This is a genomic window from Mycobacterium sp. BK086 (genome assembly GCA_004362315.1).
Lineage (GTDB): Bacteria > Actinomycetota > Actinomycetes > Mycobacteriales > Mycobacteriaceae > Mycobacterium.
The window spans coordinates 475,212-491,625 of the sequence record SNWL01000006.1; the positions used below are offsets into that span (position 1 = coordinate 475,212).

At 65.9% G+C, this 16,414-nt stretch carries 16 protein-coding genes; 1 reads left to right on the plus strand and 15 read right to left on the minus strand.

The window, feature by feature from the left end:
- Positions 1-11 precede the first annotated feature (11 nt).
- The 13 genes from EV580_RS22985 to fadD5 all read right to left on the minus strand — a co-directional run bounded on the left by EV580_RS22985 (position 12) and on the right by fadD5 (position 14,430).
- A complete protein-coding gene (locus tag EV580_RS22985; protein WP_133693906.1) occupies positions 12-635 on the minus strand; it encodes an Mce protein in 624 nt (207 codons plus the stop codon).
- Positions 602-1,150, minus strand: a complete 549-nt coding sequence (locus EV580_RS22990) for an Rv1363c family protein (protein WP_133693908.1) — start codon at positions 1,148-1,150, stop codon at positions 602-604. The genes EV580_RS22985 and EV580_RS22990 overlap by 34 nt, the downstream gene beginning before the upstream one ends.
- Complete coding sequence (locus tag EV580_RS22995) at positions 1,147-2,154, minus strand: RDD family protein (protein WP_133693910.1); 1,008 nt, start codon at positions 2,152-2,154, stop codon at positions 1,147-1,149. The genes EV580_RS22990 and EV580_RS22995 overlap by 4 nt, the downstream gene beginning before the upstream one ends.
- The gene (locus tag EV580_RS23000) at positions 2,151-2,774 is read right to left on the minus strand and encodes an Rv1363c family protein (RefSeq protein WP_133693911.1); all 624 of its coding nucleotides are present in this window, start codon (positions 2,772-2,774) and stop codon (positions 2,151-2,153) included. The genes EV580_RS22995 and EV580_RS23000 overlap by 4 nt, the downstream gene beginning before the upstream one ends.
- Positions 2,744-4,294: a virulence factor Mce family protein gene (locus EV580_RS23005; protein ID WP_133693913.1), complete on the minus strand. Its 1,551-nt coding sequence runs from the start codon at positions 4,292-4,294 to the stop codon at positions 2,744-2,746. The genes EV580_RS23000 and EV580_RS23005 overlap by 31 nt, the downstream gene beginning before the upstream one ends.
- 16 nt (positions 4,295-4,310) lie before the next feature.
- Entirely contained in the window at positions 4,311-5,468 is a 1,158-nt protein-coding gene (locus EV580_RS23010; protein WP_370581502.1) for a virulence factor Mce family protein, read from the minus strand.
- A complete protein-coding gene (locus EV580_RS23015; protein ID WP_133693914.1) occupies positions 5,465-7,093 on the minus strand; it encodes a virulence factor Mce family protein in 1,629 nt (542 codons plus the stop codon). Before EV580_RS23015 ends, EV580_RS23010 begins: the two co-directional genes overlap by 4 nt.
- A gap of 3 nt (positions 7,094-7,096) precedes the next feature.
- Positions 7,097-8,653, minus strand: a complete 1,557-nt coding sequence (locus EV580_RS23020) for an MCE family protein (protein WP_133693916.1) — start codon at positions 8,651-8,653, stop codon at positions 7,097-7,099.
- Positions 8,650-9,690, minus strand: coding sequence for a virulence factor Mce family protein (locus tag EV580_RS23025; RefSeq protein WP_133693917.1), 1,041 nt, complete (start codon positions 9,688-9,690; stop codon positions 8,650-8,652). The genes EV580_RS23020 and EV580_RS23025 overlap by 4 nt, the downstream gene beginning before the upstream one ends.
- Positions 9,687-10,898 carry an MCE family protein gene (locus EV580_RS23030; RefSeq protein WP_133693919.1) on the minus strand — a complete coding sequence of 404 codons (1,212 nt, stop codon included), beginning with the start codon at positions 10,896-10,898 and terminating at the stop codon, positions 9,687-9,689. Before EV580_RS23030 ends, EV580_RS23025 begins: the two co-directional genes overlap by 4 nt.
- A 4-nt stretch (positions 10,899-10,902) precedes the next feature.
- Positions 10,903-11,772, minus strand: coding sequence for an MlaE family ABC transporter permease (locus tag EV580_RS23035; protein ID WP_133693921.1), 870 nt, complete (start codon positions 11,770-11,772; stop codon positions 10,903-10,905).
- Position 11,773: 1 nt separating this feature from the next.
- Entirely contained in the window at positions 11,774-12,490 is a 717-nt protein-coding gene (locus EV580_RS23040; RefSeq protein ID WP_502703942.1) for an MlaE family ABC transporter permease, read from the minus strand.
- Positions 12,491-12,804: 314 nt separating this feature from the next.
- Positions 12,805-14,430: a fatty-acid--CoA ligase FadD5 gene (gene fadD5, locus EV580_RS23045; protein WP_133693924.1), complete on the minus strand. Its 1,626-nt coding sequence runs from the start codon at positions 14,428-14,430 to the stop codon at positions 12,805-12,807.
- Between the two features lie 145 nt (positions 14,431-14,575).
- Here fadD5 and EV580_RS23050 point away from each other — a divergent pair, with 145 nt between their 5' ends.
- Positions 14,576-15,268, plus strand: a complete 693-nt coding sequence (locus EV580_RS23050) for a GntR family transcriptional regulator (RefSeq protein ID WP_133693926.1) — start codon at positions 14,576-14,578, stop codon at positions 15,266-15,268.
- On the opposite strand, the gene EV580_RS23055 is transcribed toward EV580_RS23050, so the two are convergent.
- Together EV580_RS23055 and EV580_RS23060 are read right to left on the minus strand one after the other, a co-directional pair.
- The gene (locus tag EV580_RS23055; protein WP_133693927.1) at positions 15,269-15,712 is read right to left on the minus strand and encodes an SRPBCC family protein; all 444 of its coding nucleotides are present in this window, start codon (positions 15,710-15,712) and stop codon (positions 15,269-15,271) included. It abuts the gene before it with no gap.
- A gap of 19 nt (positions 15,713-15,731) precedes the next feature.
- Positions 15,732-16,382 carry a TetR/AcrR family transcriptional regulator gene (locus EV580_RS23060; RefSeq protein ID WP_133693929.1) on the minus strand — a complete coding sequence of 217 codons (651 nt, stop codon included), beginning with the start codon at positions 16,380-16,382 and terminating at the stop codon, positions 15,732-15,734.
- Between the last annotated feature and the right edge of the window lie 32 nt (positions 16,383-16,414).

The following is a 16,414-nucleotide window of genomic DNA, read 5'->3' on the forward strand; positions in this document are numbered from 1 at the left end:
CGAACGGATCGTTATAACTTGGGCGTGAGGTCCAGTGACGTCACGGTGGTCATCTTGGTGACCAGCCAATGCGAGCCGTCGCGGGTCAGCTGCACCCGGTAGGAGAGGTACTTCGTCGACGGGATGTCCTTGCTCAGCGGGCTCTTCGAGGTGGTGTTGGTGTAGACGATCGCGGTGGCGTCCTTGCCGTTCAGCGCTTCGACCGCCGCTCCGACCACTTCGGTGCTGTTGGTGACCTTGGCCTGCTTGTTGGTCGGAACGATCGCGTCGACGTACTTGCGGTACTCGTCCTGGAAGTCACCGGACAGATACTTCGCCGACCGGTCGGGCAGCTTGTCCATGTCGTCGGGGGTATAGGTCCACAGCGTCGTGATCGCCTCGGCCGCGGTGCGGGCGATGGTGAGCTTGGTGTCGACGGTCGCCCGGTCCACCAGGTACGGCTGCACGGTCGCACCGGCGAACGCCCCCGCGGCGACGAACAGTGCCGCGCACACACCGACCGCCACGCCAGTCTTGTTGAGACTGCGAGACTTTGGCGATCCTGCGGACTCGTCCGCGGTGAGTTCGGTCGCGGTCGATTCCTCCTCGGGCGCGGCGTCGGTCAGATCACCTGCTTGAAGCTGCTGATCTTCCACTGCGCTCCTTCCTTGGTCGCGGTGGCTAACCATCGGCTACCGCTCTCGATGGTCTTGCCGTCGGGCATCGTGGTCTTGGTCGTGGCGGCCACCACCACATCGGCACTGCCGTCACGGTTCCAGCGCTCGATGCCGACGGCCTGCACGGTTCCCCGCGTCGGCTCTGCCCGGGCCACCTGGATGACGATCTCGTTCTTCCTGGCCTGGAATTGCTTGGCGAAATCGCCGGTGCCCTGGGCCAGGATCCCGTCGGCGTAGTCGTTTGCGTGGAACGGGTCAAGGGACGCGTACTGCGTGACGAAGCCGCGAACGAAGCTCAGCACCGCGACATCCCGAATCGCGTTCTCCCGCTGCGTTTCCCGCTTCACCAGCAGCAGCGCGCTCACAGTGACCGCAGCGATGATCATCACCGCCGCCAGTCCGGCAACCAGCGGGAGCACCCAGCGGCGCGGTTGCGGCTCGGGCAGCCGAAACAGCTCCTCGCTGTCGGGTTCGACCTTGTGCCGTGGGCTCACTTCGGCCCCCCGGGCTTGGCCAGCACCGAGAAGTCCGCGACCTTCCACTGGCCGTCGGCGGCCCGTTCGAATTTCACCTGCACGGTGGCGGTGATCAGACGCAGCTTGGGCGCCTCACCGCGCTGACCCTGCATGAACATCAGCATCTCGGCCCGGTCGCGGCTGTTGGTCAGAACGGAGCTGTTGACCACCCAGTACTCGGTGTCGGACAGGCCGAGCTTGCGCGCCCGATCCTGGTCGGCCACCAGGGTCGGCCGGTAGGCGTCGGTGACCAGTCCGCGGGCCCGCGCGAAATCGGCGTCGGTGGAGGCGAGGCTGTAGCTCAGCATTTCCTGGACGGTCTTGGGCCCCTGCACGGCCAGCTGCTCGCGGGCCTGTTGGACGGCGAGCTCGGGCCGGTACACCAAGAAATAGCTCAACGCGGTGGCCGCGACGGCAAGTGCGGCGAGCACCGCCAGAACCCCGCCCGCCAGCCGTCGCCGGTTGGGCCGATCGCCGTCGGTGCGGTGGACCTCGGTGCGGGTGAGCAGGTCGGCGAACGTGCGGCCCCGGGAATCCCACAGCGGCCACAGCCAGCCCAGGAAGAGCGCCGCGGTGTCCAGCAGGTGCGCCAGATCGCGAATGAGCAAGCGCCACGGGCCAATTGGGGCGCCGTCCCGGCTGACGACGGTGATGCCGGCCAGCAGGCGGCCCAAGGTCCACCCGGTGATCGACGGCAGCAGCAGGCGGTTCACGGCCATCGCGAGGAACACCGCGCCCGCCACCGCGATCGCGGTCCACCGCAGCCAGCCGAGGCCGGAGATCGACGCCGACTGCGCTACCAGCGCGCAGCTGATCACCACACCGGTGCCGAAAAACACGTCGACCGCGAAGGCGCCGGCACGGGCCGGCCAGCTCGCAGGCAACCAGGCGGGAAGCTGGCCGGTGGGCTCGGTGGACTCCGCGGGCTCCGTGTCTTCGACGCGGTCTGCGGCAGCACCGTCCTTGCGAAGCGAAACCGTCACTTGCTCACCTGGTCGAGCTTGGCGATCTTGTACGTGCCTCCCTCGGGCGCCATCCGAACCCGCAGGCGATAGCCCTGCTCCTGATCTTGGGCCTGGCTGTTGGACACCTTCACCCGCACCGCGACCAGGACGTCCATCGACCCGTCGTCGTTGTGCCGTTCCACCGCCGCGCGCATGTTGGAGACCTGAACCTGCACCTTGGCGGCTTGGTAGGCGTCCACCAGAAGTCCGCTGTACAGCGTGGCCTGCGCGCCGAAGTCGCCGGTGGCGCATTCGACGATCTTCTGCTGGCTGGCCGCCATCGCGGCGGCGTCGGGCGCCTGGGTCGCGGTCACACAATCCTTGGCGGCGGCCAGCGCACGGGTCTCCGCCTGCGCCGCGGCGACGCTGTTGTGGTGCGCCCGCAGCGCGAAGAATCCGCCGGTGGCGACAAGCAGGCTCGCGATGACCAGCGCGGCACACACGGCCGCCAGGCGGCGTCCACTCAACCGCGACCCGCGCGGCTGCTGACCATCTACTGCGTCAGTCTCGTCGACCGTATTGGCCTCGGCCTCGACGCTTTCGTCTTCGTCGGTTGGCGGGTTGGGAGTCAGCCGGCCGGAGCCAGCATCGTCTTCCATCCGTCGTCTCCTGTACTGCTCGAGTTGCTGACGTTGTATTTCACACCGTCAGGACCAACCAACTCCCCGCTCTGCGGACTGTAGATGGCCGTATTACTTGCTGCCGGGGTGTACGTGCAGGGGTTCGGTTGCTGGCCGTTGCACTGCACGGTGCCAGTCCCGGGTGGACTGAGGTCGTCACTGATCGGCGGCGTGGGCCCTGGCAGCAGATCGGCCGGCAACGGGTTCATCCCGTTGTTGATCGACGGTGCCGGTATCACGGTACCGGGGTTCACTGGCTGGTCGCATCGAGCGCCCGGCGCCGGGCAGTTCAGCACCTGGTTGGGGTCGCCGTACCAGGGGTTGTTGCCCAGCGGGGTGTACGGCTCGTTGCTGCGGCACTCCATCGGCGTCGCCGCCCGCTTGCCGGGCACATCGGCGCACGGGAAGTTCCGCGCACCACGCACCACGTTGGCGGGGGTGTCCTTGGGGATCTTGCAGTACAGACCGTTCTCCACCGGCATCGGCCTGGTGTCGGCCGGGGCCCGCCACTGGCTGGCCGGCAGGAAGCCGGTCAGACACGGTGGTGGCTGGTTGATGGTCAAGCCGAAGTCCAGCGCCGCCTGGCGCGGGTACGGCGCCGAGACGGACTGCGCGACGGCAGCGCCCTGGGGAAGCAGCACCAGCGACTGCTCGACGCCCTTGTTGTAGCGCTTGAGCATGTCCAGCACGATCTCGAGGTTGGCCAGCGTCTGGGGTAACGCATCCCGCACGTCACTGAACACCGCATTGACCGCATCGGCGGTCGGCGCCGCCTGGCGCAGCCCGTCGCGCAGCGCCTGATCCTGCGCCGCGGTCTGCGACGCGATGGTGTTCAGGTTCGCCGACCACTGCTGGATCGCGCTCGAGGAGTCGATCTGGCTGTCGATGACGGCAGGCGAATTCTGGATGATGTCGTTGACGTCTTGGATGTTCGTCTTGAAATCACTGACGATCGCCTGCGTGCCGTCGACCAGACGTTGCAGCGACGGCCCCAAACCGCCTACCGCTTGGGCGGTTTCGTTCAACAGCACCGGGATCTTGTCGGCAGGCAGCGCGGCGAGCCCCTTGTTGGCCGCATCCAGGGCCGGGCCGATCTCCTCGGGCACCGTCGACTTCGTGATGGTCTGCCCACTGGCGAAGTACTGGCCGGGATTGCCGTCGGACACCAGGTCGAGATACTGCTCACCGACCGCGGACACCGAGTGCACATTGGCGGTCGCATCCAGCGGGATCTTGTACTTGTCGCTGATGCTCATGGTCGCGCGCACACCGGTCTCGGTGGGCTCCACCTCGGTGACCTTGCCGATCGTGATGCCGCGGTAGGTGACGTTGGCCGTCCGGTACAGGCCGCCCGAGGACGGCAGGTCCGCCTTCAGTTCGTACTGCCCGATCCCTGCCAGCGTGGGCAGGCGCAGGAAGTACCAACCCAGCACCAGCAGGGCGATCACGGTCAGCACACCGAACACGATGAGCTGTTTCTTGATGAACGTCGTCAGCATTTCTCCGTCACCCCCCTCACTCGCCGCGCTCGACGAAGGGTCCGCCGCCGTCGGTCATGTTCGGATGCGGTGTGAACCGGACATCCGGAATCATCGTCTGCGGATCACGTCCCCAGGACTGCTCGAGAGCACGGAGCATTCCGGACACACCGGTACCGGTGAGGAACGCGTTGTCGATCGAGCTCAGCGTCAGGTCGAAGGTGGCCGACGTGTTGATGTAGTCGCCACGAATAACCTTCGGGATGTTGTCGATCGGGTACGGGGCCGTGATGACCAGCTTCAGCGAGTCGATCAGGTACGGCGCCGCACGGCCCAGCTGCTTGAGCGGCCGCTGCAGCAGCGCCAGGTTGGTGTCGAAGTCGGCGCGCGCCTGCGACAACGTCTGGTCGGTGATCCGGCTGAACCGGCCGAGCGCCTCGACGGCACCGGTGAACCGATCCCGGGCATCCGCGAAATACTTGATCAGCGGCGGGAATTCGGTGAGCACGCGGTCCAGCGTGGCATCGCGCGCGGCCACGATCGAGACCAGCTCGTTGGTCTTGTCGATGGCCCGGGTCAGGTCGTCGCGCTGCTGGTTGAGCTGATCGGTGAACGTGTCCAGCTTGCCGAGGAAGTCACGGATCTGTTCGGCGTTGCCGTCCAGGATGTTGGTCACCTCGGTCTGGATGATCTCCAGGTTCGGGATGCCGCCGCCGCGCAGCACGGTGGCGATGCTGGCCAGGGTGCGCTCGGTGGTCGGGAAGGACTGGGAGTTCTTCAGCGGAATCGTCGCGCCGTTGCGCAGCGGCTCGGACGACGGATTCGGCGGCGGATCCAGCTCGACGTGCTGGGTGCCCAGAAGGCTGGTCTGACCGATGCGCGCAATTGCGTTGGCGGGCAGCTTGACTCCGGGCTCGAGGTCGAGCGTCAGAGTCGGGATCCAGTTCTTCAGCTCGATGGCGCGCACCGAGCCGACGAAGACGTCGGCCACCCGGACCCGGCTGTTGACGTTGAGCGCCAACGTATCCGGCATCTGGACGTAGACGGTCATCCGGTCCTTGCCAGTGCCTGGGCCGCCGGGCATCGGCACGTTGGCGATACCGCGCCAACCGCACGAGGTCAGCACCAGCGCCGTGATCAGCAGCACGAAACCGCGCCAGCCGAACCGGCGGGTGGTGGTCAGGATCGCGCTCACTGTCCACCTCCTGCTTCAGCGGGCAACGCCGGGCCTGCGGGGGCCGCGGGAGCCGGAGCCGCTCCTGGGGGAGCCCCACCGTTGATCTGCTGCGACAGCGGCAGCGGTCCGGGGATCACGTTCGGTCCCGGCGGCGGCGGCGGGATCGCACCCGGGTACCACGGCGGCGGCAACGGGTTGTTCTGGTCGTAGGAGTTCGACGGAGCTCCACCACGCGGACCGCCCGGCGGGTAGTCCACGGGGTCGGGCCCGCCGAGCAACGCGGCCAGCGAGTCAGGAGTGAGCATGTTCGCGGTGAACGGCTGCACGTCGACGCCCTGCATACCCGGCGCCACGATCCAGCCCGGCTCGTGATTGCCGTGCGAGAACAGCGTGTCCCGCGACCAGATGCCGGGCACCGTCGTGTCCTTGTATCCCGGCGGCGGCTGCAGCCGCGGCTCGGAGTAGGCGATGTATTTCGGCAGCGTCTCAGCGGTCGAGAACTGGTTGACACCGAACGGGGGGAAGTTGAACTTGATCGCGTCCATGATCGGCGCCAGGTACTCCGCGCACATCTCCGCCGAATCCTGGTAGCCCAATCGGCTACCGGACTGGATCGCCGAGCAGATGAACTGCAGCGGGTTGGCGAAGCTGGCCACCGTCGGAATCGCCACCAGCGCACCGTGTGTCGGGTGGTAGATGTTCTGGAGGTTGGCCGCCAGGTTCGGGTAGACGTGCAGCACCGTCTCCAGACCGTTGCGTGAATCCGGCTGCAGCACCTGGGTGGTGACATCAGAGAGGTTCTGGATGTCCTTGGTCAGCACCGAACCGTTGTCGTTGACGAACTTTCGCGCGGTGGTCAGCAGGGCGTCAATGTCCTTGACCGCCTTGGCCACTTCCTGATCGGAGTTCGAGAACGAGTTGGTGAAGGTGGCCAGGTTGTTGTTCAGCGACACCAGCTGCTGGTCGCTCTTGTGCAGCGCGTTGACGAACAGGGCCAGGCTCTTGAGCACGGCGAAGAAGTCGCCGCGTCCCTCGTTCAGCGCGGTGACCGCATCGGACAGCGCCTTGAACGTGGTGTTGATCTGCTCGCCCTTGCCCTCCAGCCCGTTGGCGAAGGACTCCAGGACGTCACCGAACGGGCCCTTCGGCTGCTCGGGTGTGGGGCCGAGTTTGGTGACGATGTCGGAGATCTGGTTGCGCAGGTCGTCCCACTCCACCGGCACCTGGGTGCGATCGATCGGGATGACGGCGTTGTTCTCCATCACCGCACCGCCGGTGTAGGGCGGCGCGAGCTGGATCACCCGGGAGGCGACCAGGCTGGGGTTGAGGATCGTCGCCGTGGCGTTGGCGGGCACCTTGTACTTGTTCTGGTAGTTGAAGGTGACCTTCATCTTGTCGCCGGCCGGCTCGATGCTCTCGATCTTGCCGACCTGAACGCCCATGATCTGCACCCGGTCACCCGGGTAAAGGGCAAGTGCCTCAGGGAAATACGCCACCACCGTGTTGGTGGTCACCTTCTTGTACAGGTAGAAACCGCCGTACGCGGCAGCGAGCGCGACAATCACCACGAGCGTGCTGATGATGACGGTCGCCCGAGACACCTTCGGCAGACCCAGATTTCGAACGTTGAAGACAGTCGACATCGGTTAGGCTCCCCCTCCCTGATCGACGGGCGCCAAGTCACCGACCGGCGGCACCTGCGGCCCCGGTCCCGGCGGCGGGATCGGCCCGATGAGCGCGTTCGGCGGTGGTGCGTAGCCGGGGATGTCGGTGGCGGGTCCCGGTGTCGGAGCGACCGGGACGGTGCGGGCTCCCGGCGGGCCGGGTGCCAGCGGCGGGGCGGGCACACCCTGGATGGCCGGGGAGAGTTCGCCAGGGAAGGCGGCACTCGGGACACCCGGGCTGTAGCCCGCGGCCGGGTTCGGCGCCGAGATCGGCACGTCCGGCGGCGGGTAGTCACCTTCTGCCACCGGCCCGAACGGAAGGTTGTTCAGGTGGGCGCAGGGCAGCGGGTTGTTGTTGGTCGGGATGCCGTCCGGGGGCGGGGTGTACGAGCACGGCGAGCCGGGGCCGACCGCGGGTCCCGGATGGTCCGGGGTGCCCTCGAGCGGAGTCGGGGCCGGCGGCGGAGCACCGTTGGGCTGGCGCTGTCCGTTGGGATCCGGGAACCGGAAGGCCGGCAGACCGGCGTTGCGCCAGAACTCTTCTGGGTCGATACCGCGCTTCTTGAACGCGGCGTCCACCCACGGCTGCAGGATCTGGTAGGGCACCAGGTTGACCACGAGCACCTTGAAGTACGGGCCCGACCCGATGGCCTCGGCCAGTGCACCCATGAACTTCGAGGCGGTGATCAGCACGTCCGACAGATCCGTCTTGTGCTTCACCAGCACATCGCTGATCGTCTTCAGCTGCTCCAGGACGTGATTCAGGTTCGGATTGTCGTTGATGAACCCGGCGAACTGCTCGGAGATCAGTGAGACGTTGGCCAGCAGGTAGTCGATCTCGGAGCGACGCTCGTTGACCGCGGCCAACAGGCTCTGCGCGTTGACCGCCAGCCGGTTGATCTGCTCACTGCGGTTACCCAGAACCGCGGCCACCTTGTTGGCGTTGGCGAGCAATTGCTTGAACTGCTCGTCGCGCTTGCCGATCGTGTCTGAGAACCGGGCGACCCCGTCCAGCGCCGCGCTCAGGTGCGGGTAGGTCTGATCGATGGTCTCCGACAACACATTCAGCGATCGCTTGACGGTGTCGATATCCCAGCCCGCTGCGGCTTTCGTCACGTCGAAGACCGCGTCGTAGATCTGATAGGGCGTGGTGGTCTGCCCCACCGGCAGTACCGCGCTGGCACGCAGCAGCTTGCCGCCGCGCGGCTCGATCTCGAGAACCCGCTTGCCCAGGATCGTCTCGGTGCGGATCGCGACCCGGCTCTCGGTGCCGATCTGCCTGGCGCCCAGGTTGAATCCGATCAGCACGTGATCGCCGTCGATCTTCAGCGACTTCACTTCGCCGACGTCCATACCCGCGATGCGCACCTTGTCGCCCGGGTTCAGGCCCGCGCTGTCGGTGAACTGGCCGTAATAGGTCGGCTGGGCGAACAGTTGCGGAATGCCCGAAAAGCTCTGCCCCACAGCGACGACCAGCAGCACGATCACGATGCCGGCCAGGCCGTTCTTGATCCGGTTGGGAGTCTCTAGCGTCCTCATTGCGGCGTGCACCTACCCGTGGGCTGCTGAGTGATCTTCACGGTGCGGACTGGGCCACCGGGCTGCAGGCCGTTGAGCTTCAGGTTGATGTCGCACAGATAGAAGTTGAAGAAGTCGCCGTAGATACCGCCGGCGCGGCCGATCATCTTGACCGCCTCCGGCAGCTTCGTCAGCAGATCGTCAAGCCGGTCCTGACCGTCGGCCAGCGGCTGCTGGATGGTCTCCAGCTTGCCGATCGTGTCCTTGAGCTGCGGGCGGTCGTCGGCCAGCAGGTCACCGACAGTGCCTGCGGCACTGCTGATGTCGGCGATGGACTGGGCCAGCGGATCCTGCCGATCCTTCAGACCGGTGATCAGGATCTCGAGGTTGTTGACCGTCTGGTCGAAGTCCTTCTCGTGCTTGACCGTGGTGTCGAGCACCGTGTTCAGGTTGGTGATCACATCACCGATCGCCTGGTCGCGGTCGGCCAGCGCGGACGTCAGCTGCGAGGTCTGATCCAGGATGTCGTTGATGGTGCCGCCCTGCCCCTGGAACACCGTGATCAGCGACGAGGCAATGGTGTTGACCTTCTGCGGGTCCAACGACTTGAACAGAGGCTTGAAGCCGCCGATGAGCGCGTCGAGGTCCAGCGCGGGCTGGGTGCGCGACATCGGGATGAAGCCGTTCGCGGGCAGAATCCGGTCTGCGCCTTCGCCGGTGCCACGATCGAGGTTGACGTAGCGGTTGCCGATCAGGTCCTGGTAGCGGATCTGGGCAGTGGTCGACTGGTACAGCGGCAGGGTCCGGTCGACGTTGAGCGTCACCTGAACACGGTCGCCGTTGCCGATGAGCTTGATGTCGGAGACCTTGCCGACCTCGACACCACCAGCACGGACGAACTGACCGTCACGCAAACCGCTGGCATTGCTGAATTCCGCTGTGTACGCGGTCGTTCGGTCGAAACGGAACTGCCCGAACACGATGATGATGATCGCCGTGAAGAGCAGGAGCACCAAGGAGAAGGCTCCGAGTTTGACTGCTGTGCCGGTGATTTTCATGGGTTGATCGTGTTCTCCCCGACTTGGCGTCCCCAGACGTACTCGGTCAGGATCGGCTGGCCGAGCTCGAAGTGGTTGTACGGCGCGAGCGAGGCACCGTCGTCGACCACGAGGTGCGGTGCCGGCCAGAAGTTACGGTCGATCTTCTGCCAGCAGCCGGGTGCACCGCCGGGGCCACCATGCCCGTTGATCCTGGGCAGGTTGTCCGGGTAGACGTAAGGGTTAGGGGCACCGAGGAATTCGGTGACGGTGTCCAGCGAATAGCCGTTGCCGCCGAACGCATCGAGCGCCGGTTGCAGAGCCTCGGCCTCACCCTTGATCTGGCAGTACAGCTGCGGGCTGTAGGTGTCCAGGAGTTTGGCGGTGGGGATCAGGTCGGCCTGGCCACGCACGAAGTAGGGGCCGCCGCGCTCGAAGATGTCGGCACCGGTATTGCCGAACCCGGTCGACGCCAACAAAGCAGCGTCGAGATCCTTCTGCTGCTCATTGAGCGTGCGCGCGGTGGTCACCGCGTGATCGAGGAAGTCCCATAGATCAGGGCTGGCCTTGGTGTACACATCGGCCAGCTTCGAAAGCTGCTGAATATTGGTACGGATCTGCGGCATCTGCGGATTGACGTCATCGAGCACCGCATTGCCGTTGACGATCGACTGCCCGAACTTGGTCCCCAGACCATCCAACGCCTCGGCCGCCGCCGACAACGTCAGATTCAGCTTGACCGGATCCACCTTCTCCGAGATCGACGTCAACGTCTCGAACAACGTATTGAACTCGGTCGTGACCCCGGACGACTGGATCACGTCCGCACTCGAAATCCTGGCCTTGGCCGGATCTTTCGGGCTGGTGAACGAGACGTACTTGTTGCCGAACACGGTGCTGGCCTTGACCTGAGCGTCCACGTTGGCGGGGATCAGCGAGATGTAGCGCGGGGCGACCTCGAGGGTGAGTTCGGCGACCGACTTGCCGTCGCGGTTGACCGAGGCGACATTGCTGACGCGGCCGATCTCCACCCCGTTGTAGGTCACCTTCGACCCGGGATCCATCACCAGGCCCGCGCGGTCGGAGACCATGGTGAGCTTCGTCTTCGGCGTCAGGTCCCCACGGAACTGGAGGTAGACCAGTGCCACCAGGACGACGGCAAGCACCAGGAAGACCACACCCGCCAACTTGAGTGGCGGGCGCCGGGAAGAGTTCAACGGCTGGGTCATACCGCTACACCGTGAGGTTGAAGTTCGGGTCGGTGCCGTACAGCGCCAACGAGGCCAACAGAACAACCGTCGCGACGGCGACCAGAGACGCGCGCATCGAGATCCCGACGGCCTCACCAACACCCACCGGACCACCGCTGGCGTTGTAGCCGAAGTAGCAGTGATTGATCATCACGAACATCGCGATGATGATCGCGACGACGAAGGACCAGAACACGTCGTCGGGGCGCAGGAACGTGCGGAAGTAGTGGTCGTAGGTGCCGGTCGACTGGCCGTACAGCACCGTGGTGGTGAGCTGAGCGGACAGGAACGACAGCAGCAGAGCCATCGCGTACAGCGGGATGATCACGACCATGCCGGCGAGGATGCGGGTCGACACCAGGTAGCTGATGGACTTGATGCCCATCACCTCGAGCGCGTCGATCTCCTCGCTGATCCGCATGGCGCCCAGCTCGGCGGTGGCGCCTGCGCCGACCGTCGCGGCCAGTGCGTGCCCGGACACCAGGGGCGCGACGACGCGGACGTTGACCAGCGCCGCGACGAAGCCGGTGAAGGCCTCGACACCGATGTTGCCCAGTGAGGCATAGCCCTGGATCGCGATGAGCGAACCACCCGACAGGGTCACGAAGCCGACGATCGCGATCGTGCCGCCGATGACGGCCATCGCGCCGGTACCCATCCCGATCTCGGCGATCAGCCGCAGCGTCGCGCGGCGGTAGTAGCGCAACGCGTGCGGGATCTGGCCGACGGCGGTGACGGTGAACCAGGCCACGTCACCGACGCGGGTGACGAACCGGCCGGGAGCCGACGCCCACTGGGTCGCCCTGGAATACGCGCGGGGATACCGGCCCCGCAGAACTGTGGCTGTACTCATGTCAGTGCCCCGTTCCGAAGCGAACACCGATCGTCGTGAGGACCACGTTGACGGCGAACAATGCGACCACGGAAAGCACGAGCGTTTCGTTCACCGCCGTACCAAGGCCTTTGGAGCCGCCGGACACGGTCAGCCCGCGGTAGCAGCCGACCAGGCCGGCGATCAGTCCGAAGGTGAGAGCCTTGACGATCGAGATGATGACCTCGGGAAGTCCGGTGATCAGCGTGAGGGTGGAGACGTAGGCGCCGGCGGAGATGTTCTGCATGTACACGCCGAAGATGAATCCGCCGACCAGGCCGACGGTGATGACCGCGCCGTTGAGTAGGACGGCGACGAACGTCGAGGCGACCACGCGGGGCAGCACGAGACGGTGGATCGGATCGATGCCCAGCACCTCGAGGGCGTCGATCTCCTCACGAATCGTGCGCGCGCCGAGGTCGGCACAGATGGCCGTCGACCCGGCGCCGGCGACCACCAGCACGGTCACGATCGGACCGAGCTGCGTCACCGCGGCCAGCGCGGCACCCGCCCCGGAGACGTCGGCGGCGCCGAACTCCACGAGCAGGATGTTGATGGTGAAGATGATCAGGATCGTGTTCGGGACCGCGACGGCGATCGTCGGCAGGAACGTCACACGGAACTGAAACCAGCCCTGAAGGATGAACTCTCGCCACTCGAACGGCCACTTCGTGGTGGCCTTCGCGGTGAGTACGCACATGCGGAAGAAGCCGCCGATGGCGGTGAGCGCGGGACGGACCTTGTCCGATACGTAGTCGCCAACGCCCGTCGTCGTCGCCGTCACCTGGACACCCACATGACGGAACCACGTCGGTCGTGGCTGGGCGGCAATCCGTCTGGCACATACCCTCCTTGCCCCGACCCGCAGTGAGTGAGTGTCGTCTCCCTACTAACGAGTAGTAAGGCGGACCACAGGAATGTACCCGATCGCAAAGGGCCCGTGCACCGCATCTGCACTATTGACCCTCCCTCGTTATCCAGCGAAATTTGTCGCCCTGGTAAGTGGTTCGCGCGCTAGTTGGGATCGGCTGTATCCGAAGCATTTTCGCCAGCTTGATCCGTTTCGGCGCTGGCGCTGAAGCGAATCCGCAGTTCTGTCTTCAGCACTTTGCCAGCGGGGTTGCGGGGTAAGGCATCCACGATTTCGAGGCCCTTGGGGTGCTTGTAACGGGCCAAACGTTGGGTCAGGAACTCGTCGAGTTCGGCCAGTCGAAGTTCGCCAGATGAGATGGCCGCGACCGCGACCGGGACCTCACCCCACTTCGGATGGGTGCGACCGATGACGGCCACCTCGACGATCGCCGGGTGGGCGGCAAGGACGTTCTCCACCTCTGCGCAATAGATGTTCTCGCCACCGGAGATGATCATGTCCTTTTTCCGGTCGACGACCCAGACGTATCCGTCGGCGTCCATTTTGACCAGATCGCCCGAGTGGAACCAGCCGCCGGCAAACGCCTCGGCGGTGGCCTCCGGGTTGTTCCAGTAGCCGGCCATGAGAGTCGGTGCGCGATAGACGATTTCGCCGACCTCGCCCACCGGCACGTCGTTCATGTCTTCGTCGACGACGCGGGCGGCGACGGTCGGGATGACTTTGCCGACCGATCCGCGCTTCCTGATCGCGTCGTCGCCGAGCAACATGCACGTCACCGGCGACATCTCGGTCTGGCCGAACGCAGCGAGGATCTTGCTGTCGGGGAACGTTTCCGACATCTCGCGCAGCAGGGTGTCCGAAGCCGGGGCCGCACCCCAGGACAGGGACCGCAGCCGGATGTCGCGCGGCTTGGCCTGCTGAGCCGCGCAGACCGCCTGCCACTGCGCGGGCACCAGGAAGATTCCGGTGACCCGTTCGGCCTCGAGAACGTCGAGCAGTTGCCCCGGGTCGAACCCACCCAGCGGGTGGATGACGGTCGGGGTGCCCAGGATCAGGCCGCCGAGGGTGTTGCCGATGCCGGCGATGTGGAACAGCGGCACCCCGATGAACCCGACGTCGTGATTGATGTCAGGGCCGGTGGTGTACATCCCGGTCATGGCCTGGCCGGCCAGGTTGGTGTGGGTCAGCACCGCGCCCTTGGGGCGCCCGGTGGTGCCCGAGGTGTACATGATCAGGGCCGGGCTGTCGTTGGGGATGTCGACGGGCTCGTGCTGCTCGCCCTCTTCGACGATGAGGTCCTCGTAGCCGAGCACACCGTCGTCGGTCGCGCCGCCGGCCACGATGACGCTGGTCAATGCCGGTGCCAGATCACGGACGGCCTTGGCGACGTCGGCGAGCACGGTCTCGGTGACCACCACCGCCGCCTCGCAGTCCTGGACCAGGAAGGCCAGCTCGGGCGGGGTCAGCCGGAAGTTGACCGGGACCGCGATCGCGCCCAACTGGTTAGCGGCCAGGGTGGCCTCGACGAACTCGGGGCGGTTGAGCATCAGGATCATCACCCGGTCGCCGAACCGGACACCGCGCCGGCTCAGCGCATTCGCCAGGGCGGTGACCCGGCGGTCGAAGTCGGCCCAGGTGGTGGTGTGGCCCATGAAGCGCAGTGCGGTCGCGTCCGGCTGCATGAGTGCGTGCCGGGCCAGTTGGTTCGTCCAGTTCTGGCGGCGCGCGAGGTAGGGCTGGTCGGTGGTCGCGGTCAGCTGCCTGGTCACTTGTCCTCTTTATCCGTCCGTCTGGCGTGAACGTTGCGTGAACCCGATGCTGGAGAACGCAGGAATCGTTATATTTGATCAAATCTGTTGTTGCTTGGGTCACACTATTGCCTGGCCGCTCCCCACACAAGTCCTCGGAGGTCACGTGAACGCACCGGCTTCCGCACGGCTTGAAAACCGTCGAGGACGCCGTCGCTCACAGCTGTCGGACGAGGTCGCGGCCCACCTCAGGGAAGCGATCATGACCGGCGCGCTGCGGCCCGGCACGTTCATCCGGCTCGACGAGACGGCCGCCCGGCTCGGCGTCAGCATCACCCCGGTGCGCGAGGCGCTGCTGACCCTGCGGGGCGAGGGGATGGTGGCGCTGGAACCGCGGCGCGGTTACGTGGTGCAACCGCTGAGTCGCCAGGACGTCGCCGATATCTATTGGCTGCAGGCCACGATCGCCAAGGAACTGGTGACCAGTGCGGCCGAGCGACTGACCGAGGGGCAGATCGTCGAGCTGGAGGACGCCAACGAACGGCTGGCCGCCGCGGTCGTCGAGGGCGATCCGACGACCATCGGTGCCGCCGAGTTCGCGTTTCACCGGTTGCTCAACCGTGGGGCCGGGCGGATGAAGCTGGCCTGGTTCCTGCTGCACGCCGCGCGCTACATGCCGCCGCAGATCTACGTCACCGACGCGTCATGGGGTGAGGCGTCCGTCGAGACTCATCGCCAGCTGATCGCCGCGCTGCGCCGCCGCGACACGGCGTCGCTGGTGGAGCTGTCCGGGGCGGAGTTCAGCGATGGTGTGGACCGGCTGCTCGAACAGCTGGAGCGCAACGGGATGTGGCGCTGACTAGCTGCTGGCGCTCAGTTGCTCGGCGCGCGTCTTGAGGTTGTTGGCCAGATGCTCGAGCACATCGTTCACGAGCTTCTTGACCATCATGTCCGGCACCGGCAGCGAGACCTCGACCTCCAGGTCCACCGTGAGCAGGCTCGACGGCCCCATTGCGACCACCGAGAACAGCTGGTCCTGCTTGGTGAACACCTCGCCCTGCTGCAGCACGGTCTGGATCTGATTGTCGCCGGGGTAATAGACAGCCTGGATGAAGGTGCCCGACTGCCCCTGGATCTCCATGTCGAGGCGCAACTGGCTGGGCCGGCCGTCGTCGTAGCGGGCCAGGACGTAGACGGCCTTGGCCTCGTCGTTCCATTCCGGGTACTTCTCGAAATCGGCGACGATGGCCAGGATCGACTCGGCATCGGCATTGACTTCGACGGTCTTACTGACGAGCGGCATCGGGCGAGTCTATCGGCGGTTAGGCGTTGGCCTTGTCGACGTTGGCCGCCGGGCCCAGCGGTGACTCGGCCCGGACCTTCTCGTCGCGGATCAGGCCGCGCAGCAGCGCGGTGCTGAACTCGGCGGCGATCTCCTTGGCGGTGCGCCGGCCGTCCGGGCGCAGCCAGCGATAGGCACCCAGCGTCATCCCGATGTAGCCCAGCGCCACCACGTGGGTATCGCACTCGAAGAACTCGCCGCTGGCAATGCCGCGCCCGATCAGGCCGTGGACGTGCTCGTACACCAGGGATTCCTTTTCCCTGACCTCGGCGACCTGCTCCTCGGTGAACCACTCGGTGATGTAGGGCGCCTCCTGGAAGTACACCGCCGCGCCCTCGGGGTTGTCGGCGATATTCGTCAGCAGCCGGACGGTGTACTGGTAGAGCGCCTCGCGGGCGGTCCAGGACGGATCGTCGTGAACGGCTTCCAGAGTGTTGTCGGCGGCCCGGCGGTAGATGTCGAACAGGATCAGCGACTTGCTGGCGTAGTAGTGGTAGACGGTCGCCTTGTTCAGGCCGACGACGTCGGCGACATCATCCATCCTGGTGCCGTGATAACCGCGCGCGGCAAAGAGCTTGGTGGCGACAGTCAGCAGCTCTTCGCGCCGGGTCATCCCGTTTTCGGGTGGCATGATGTCCTCGCTTGTCCTTTTTCCGGGCTTGT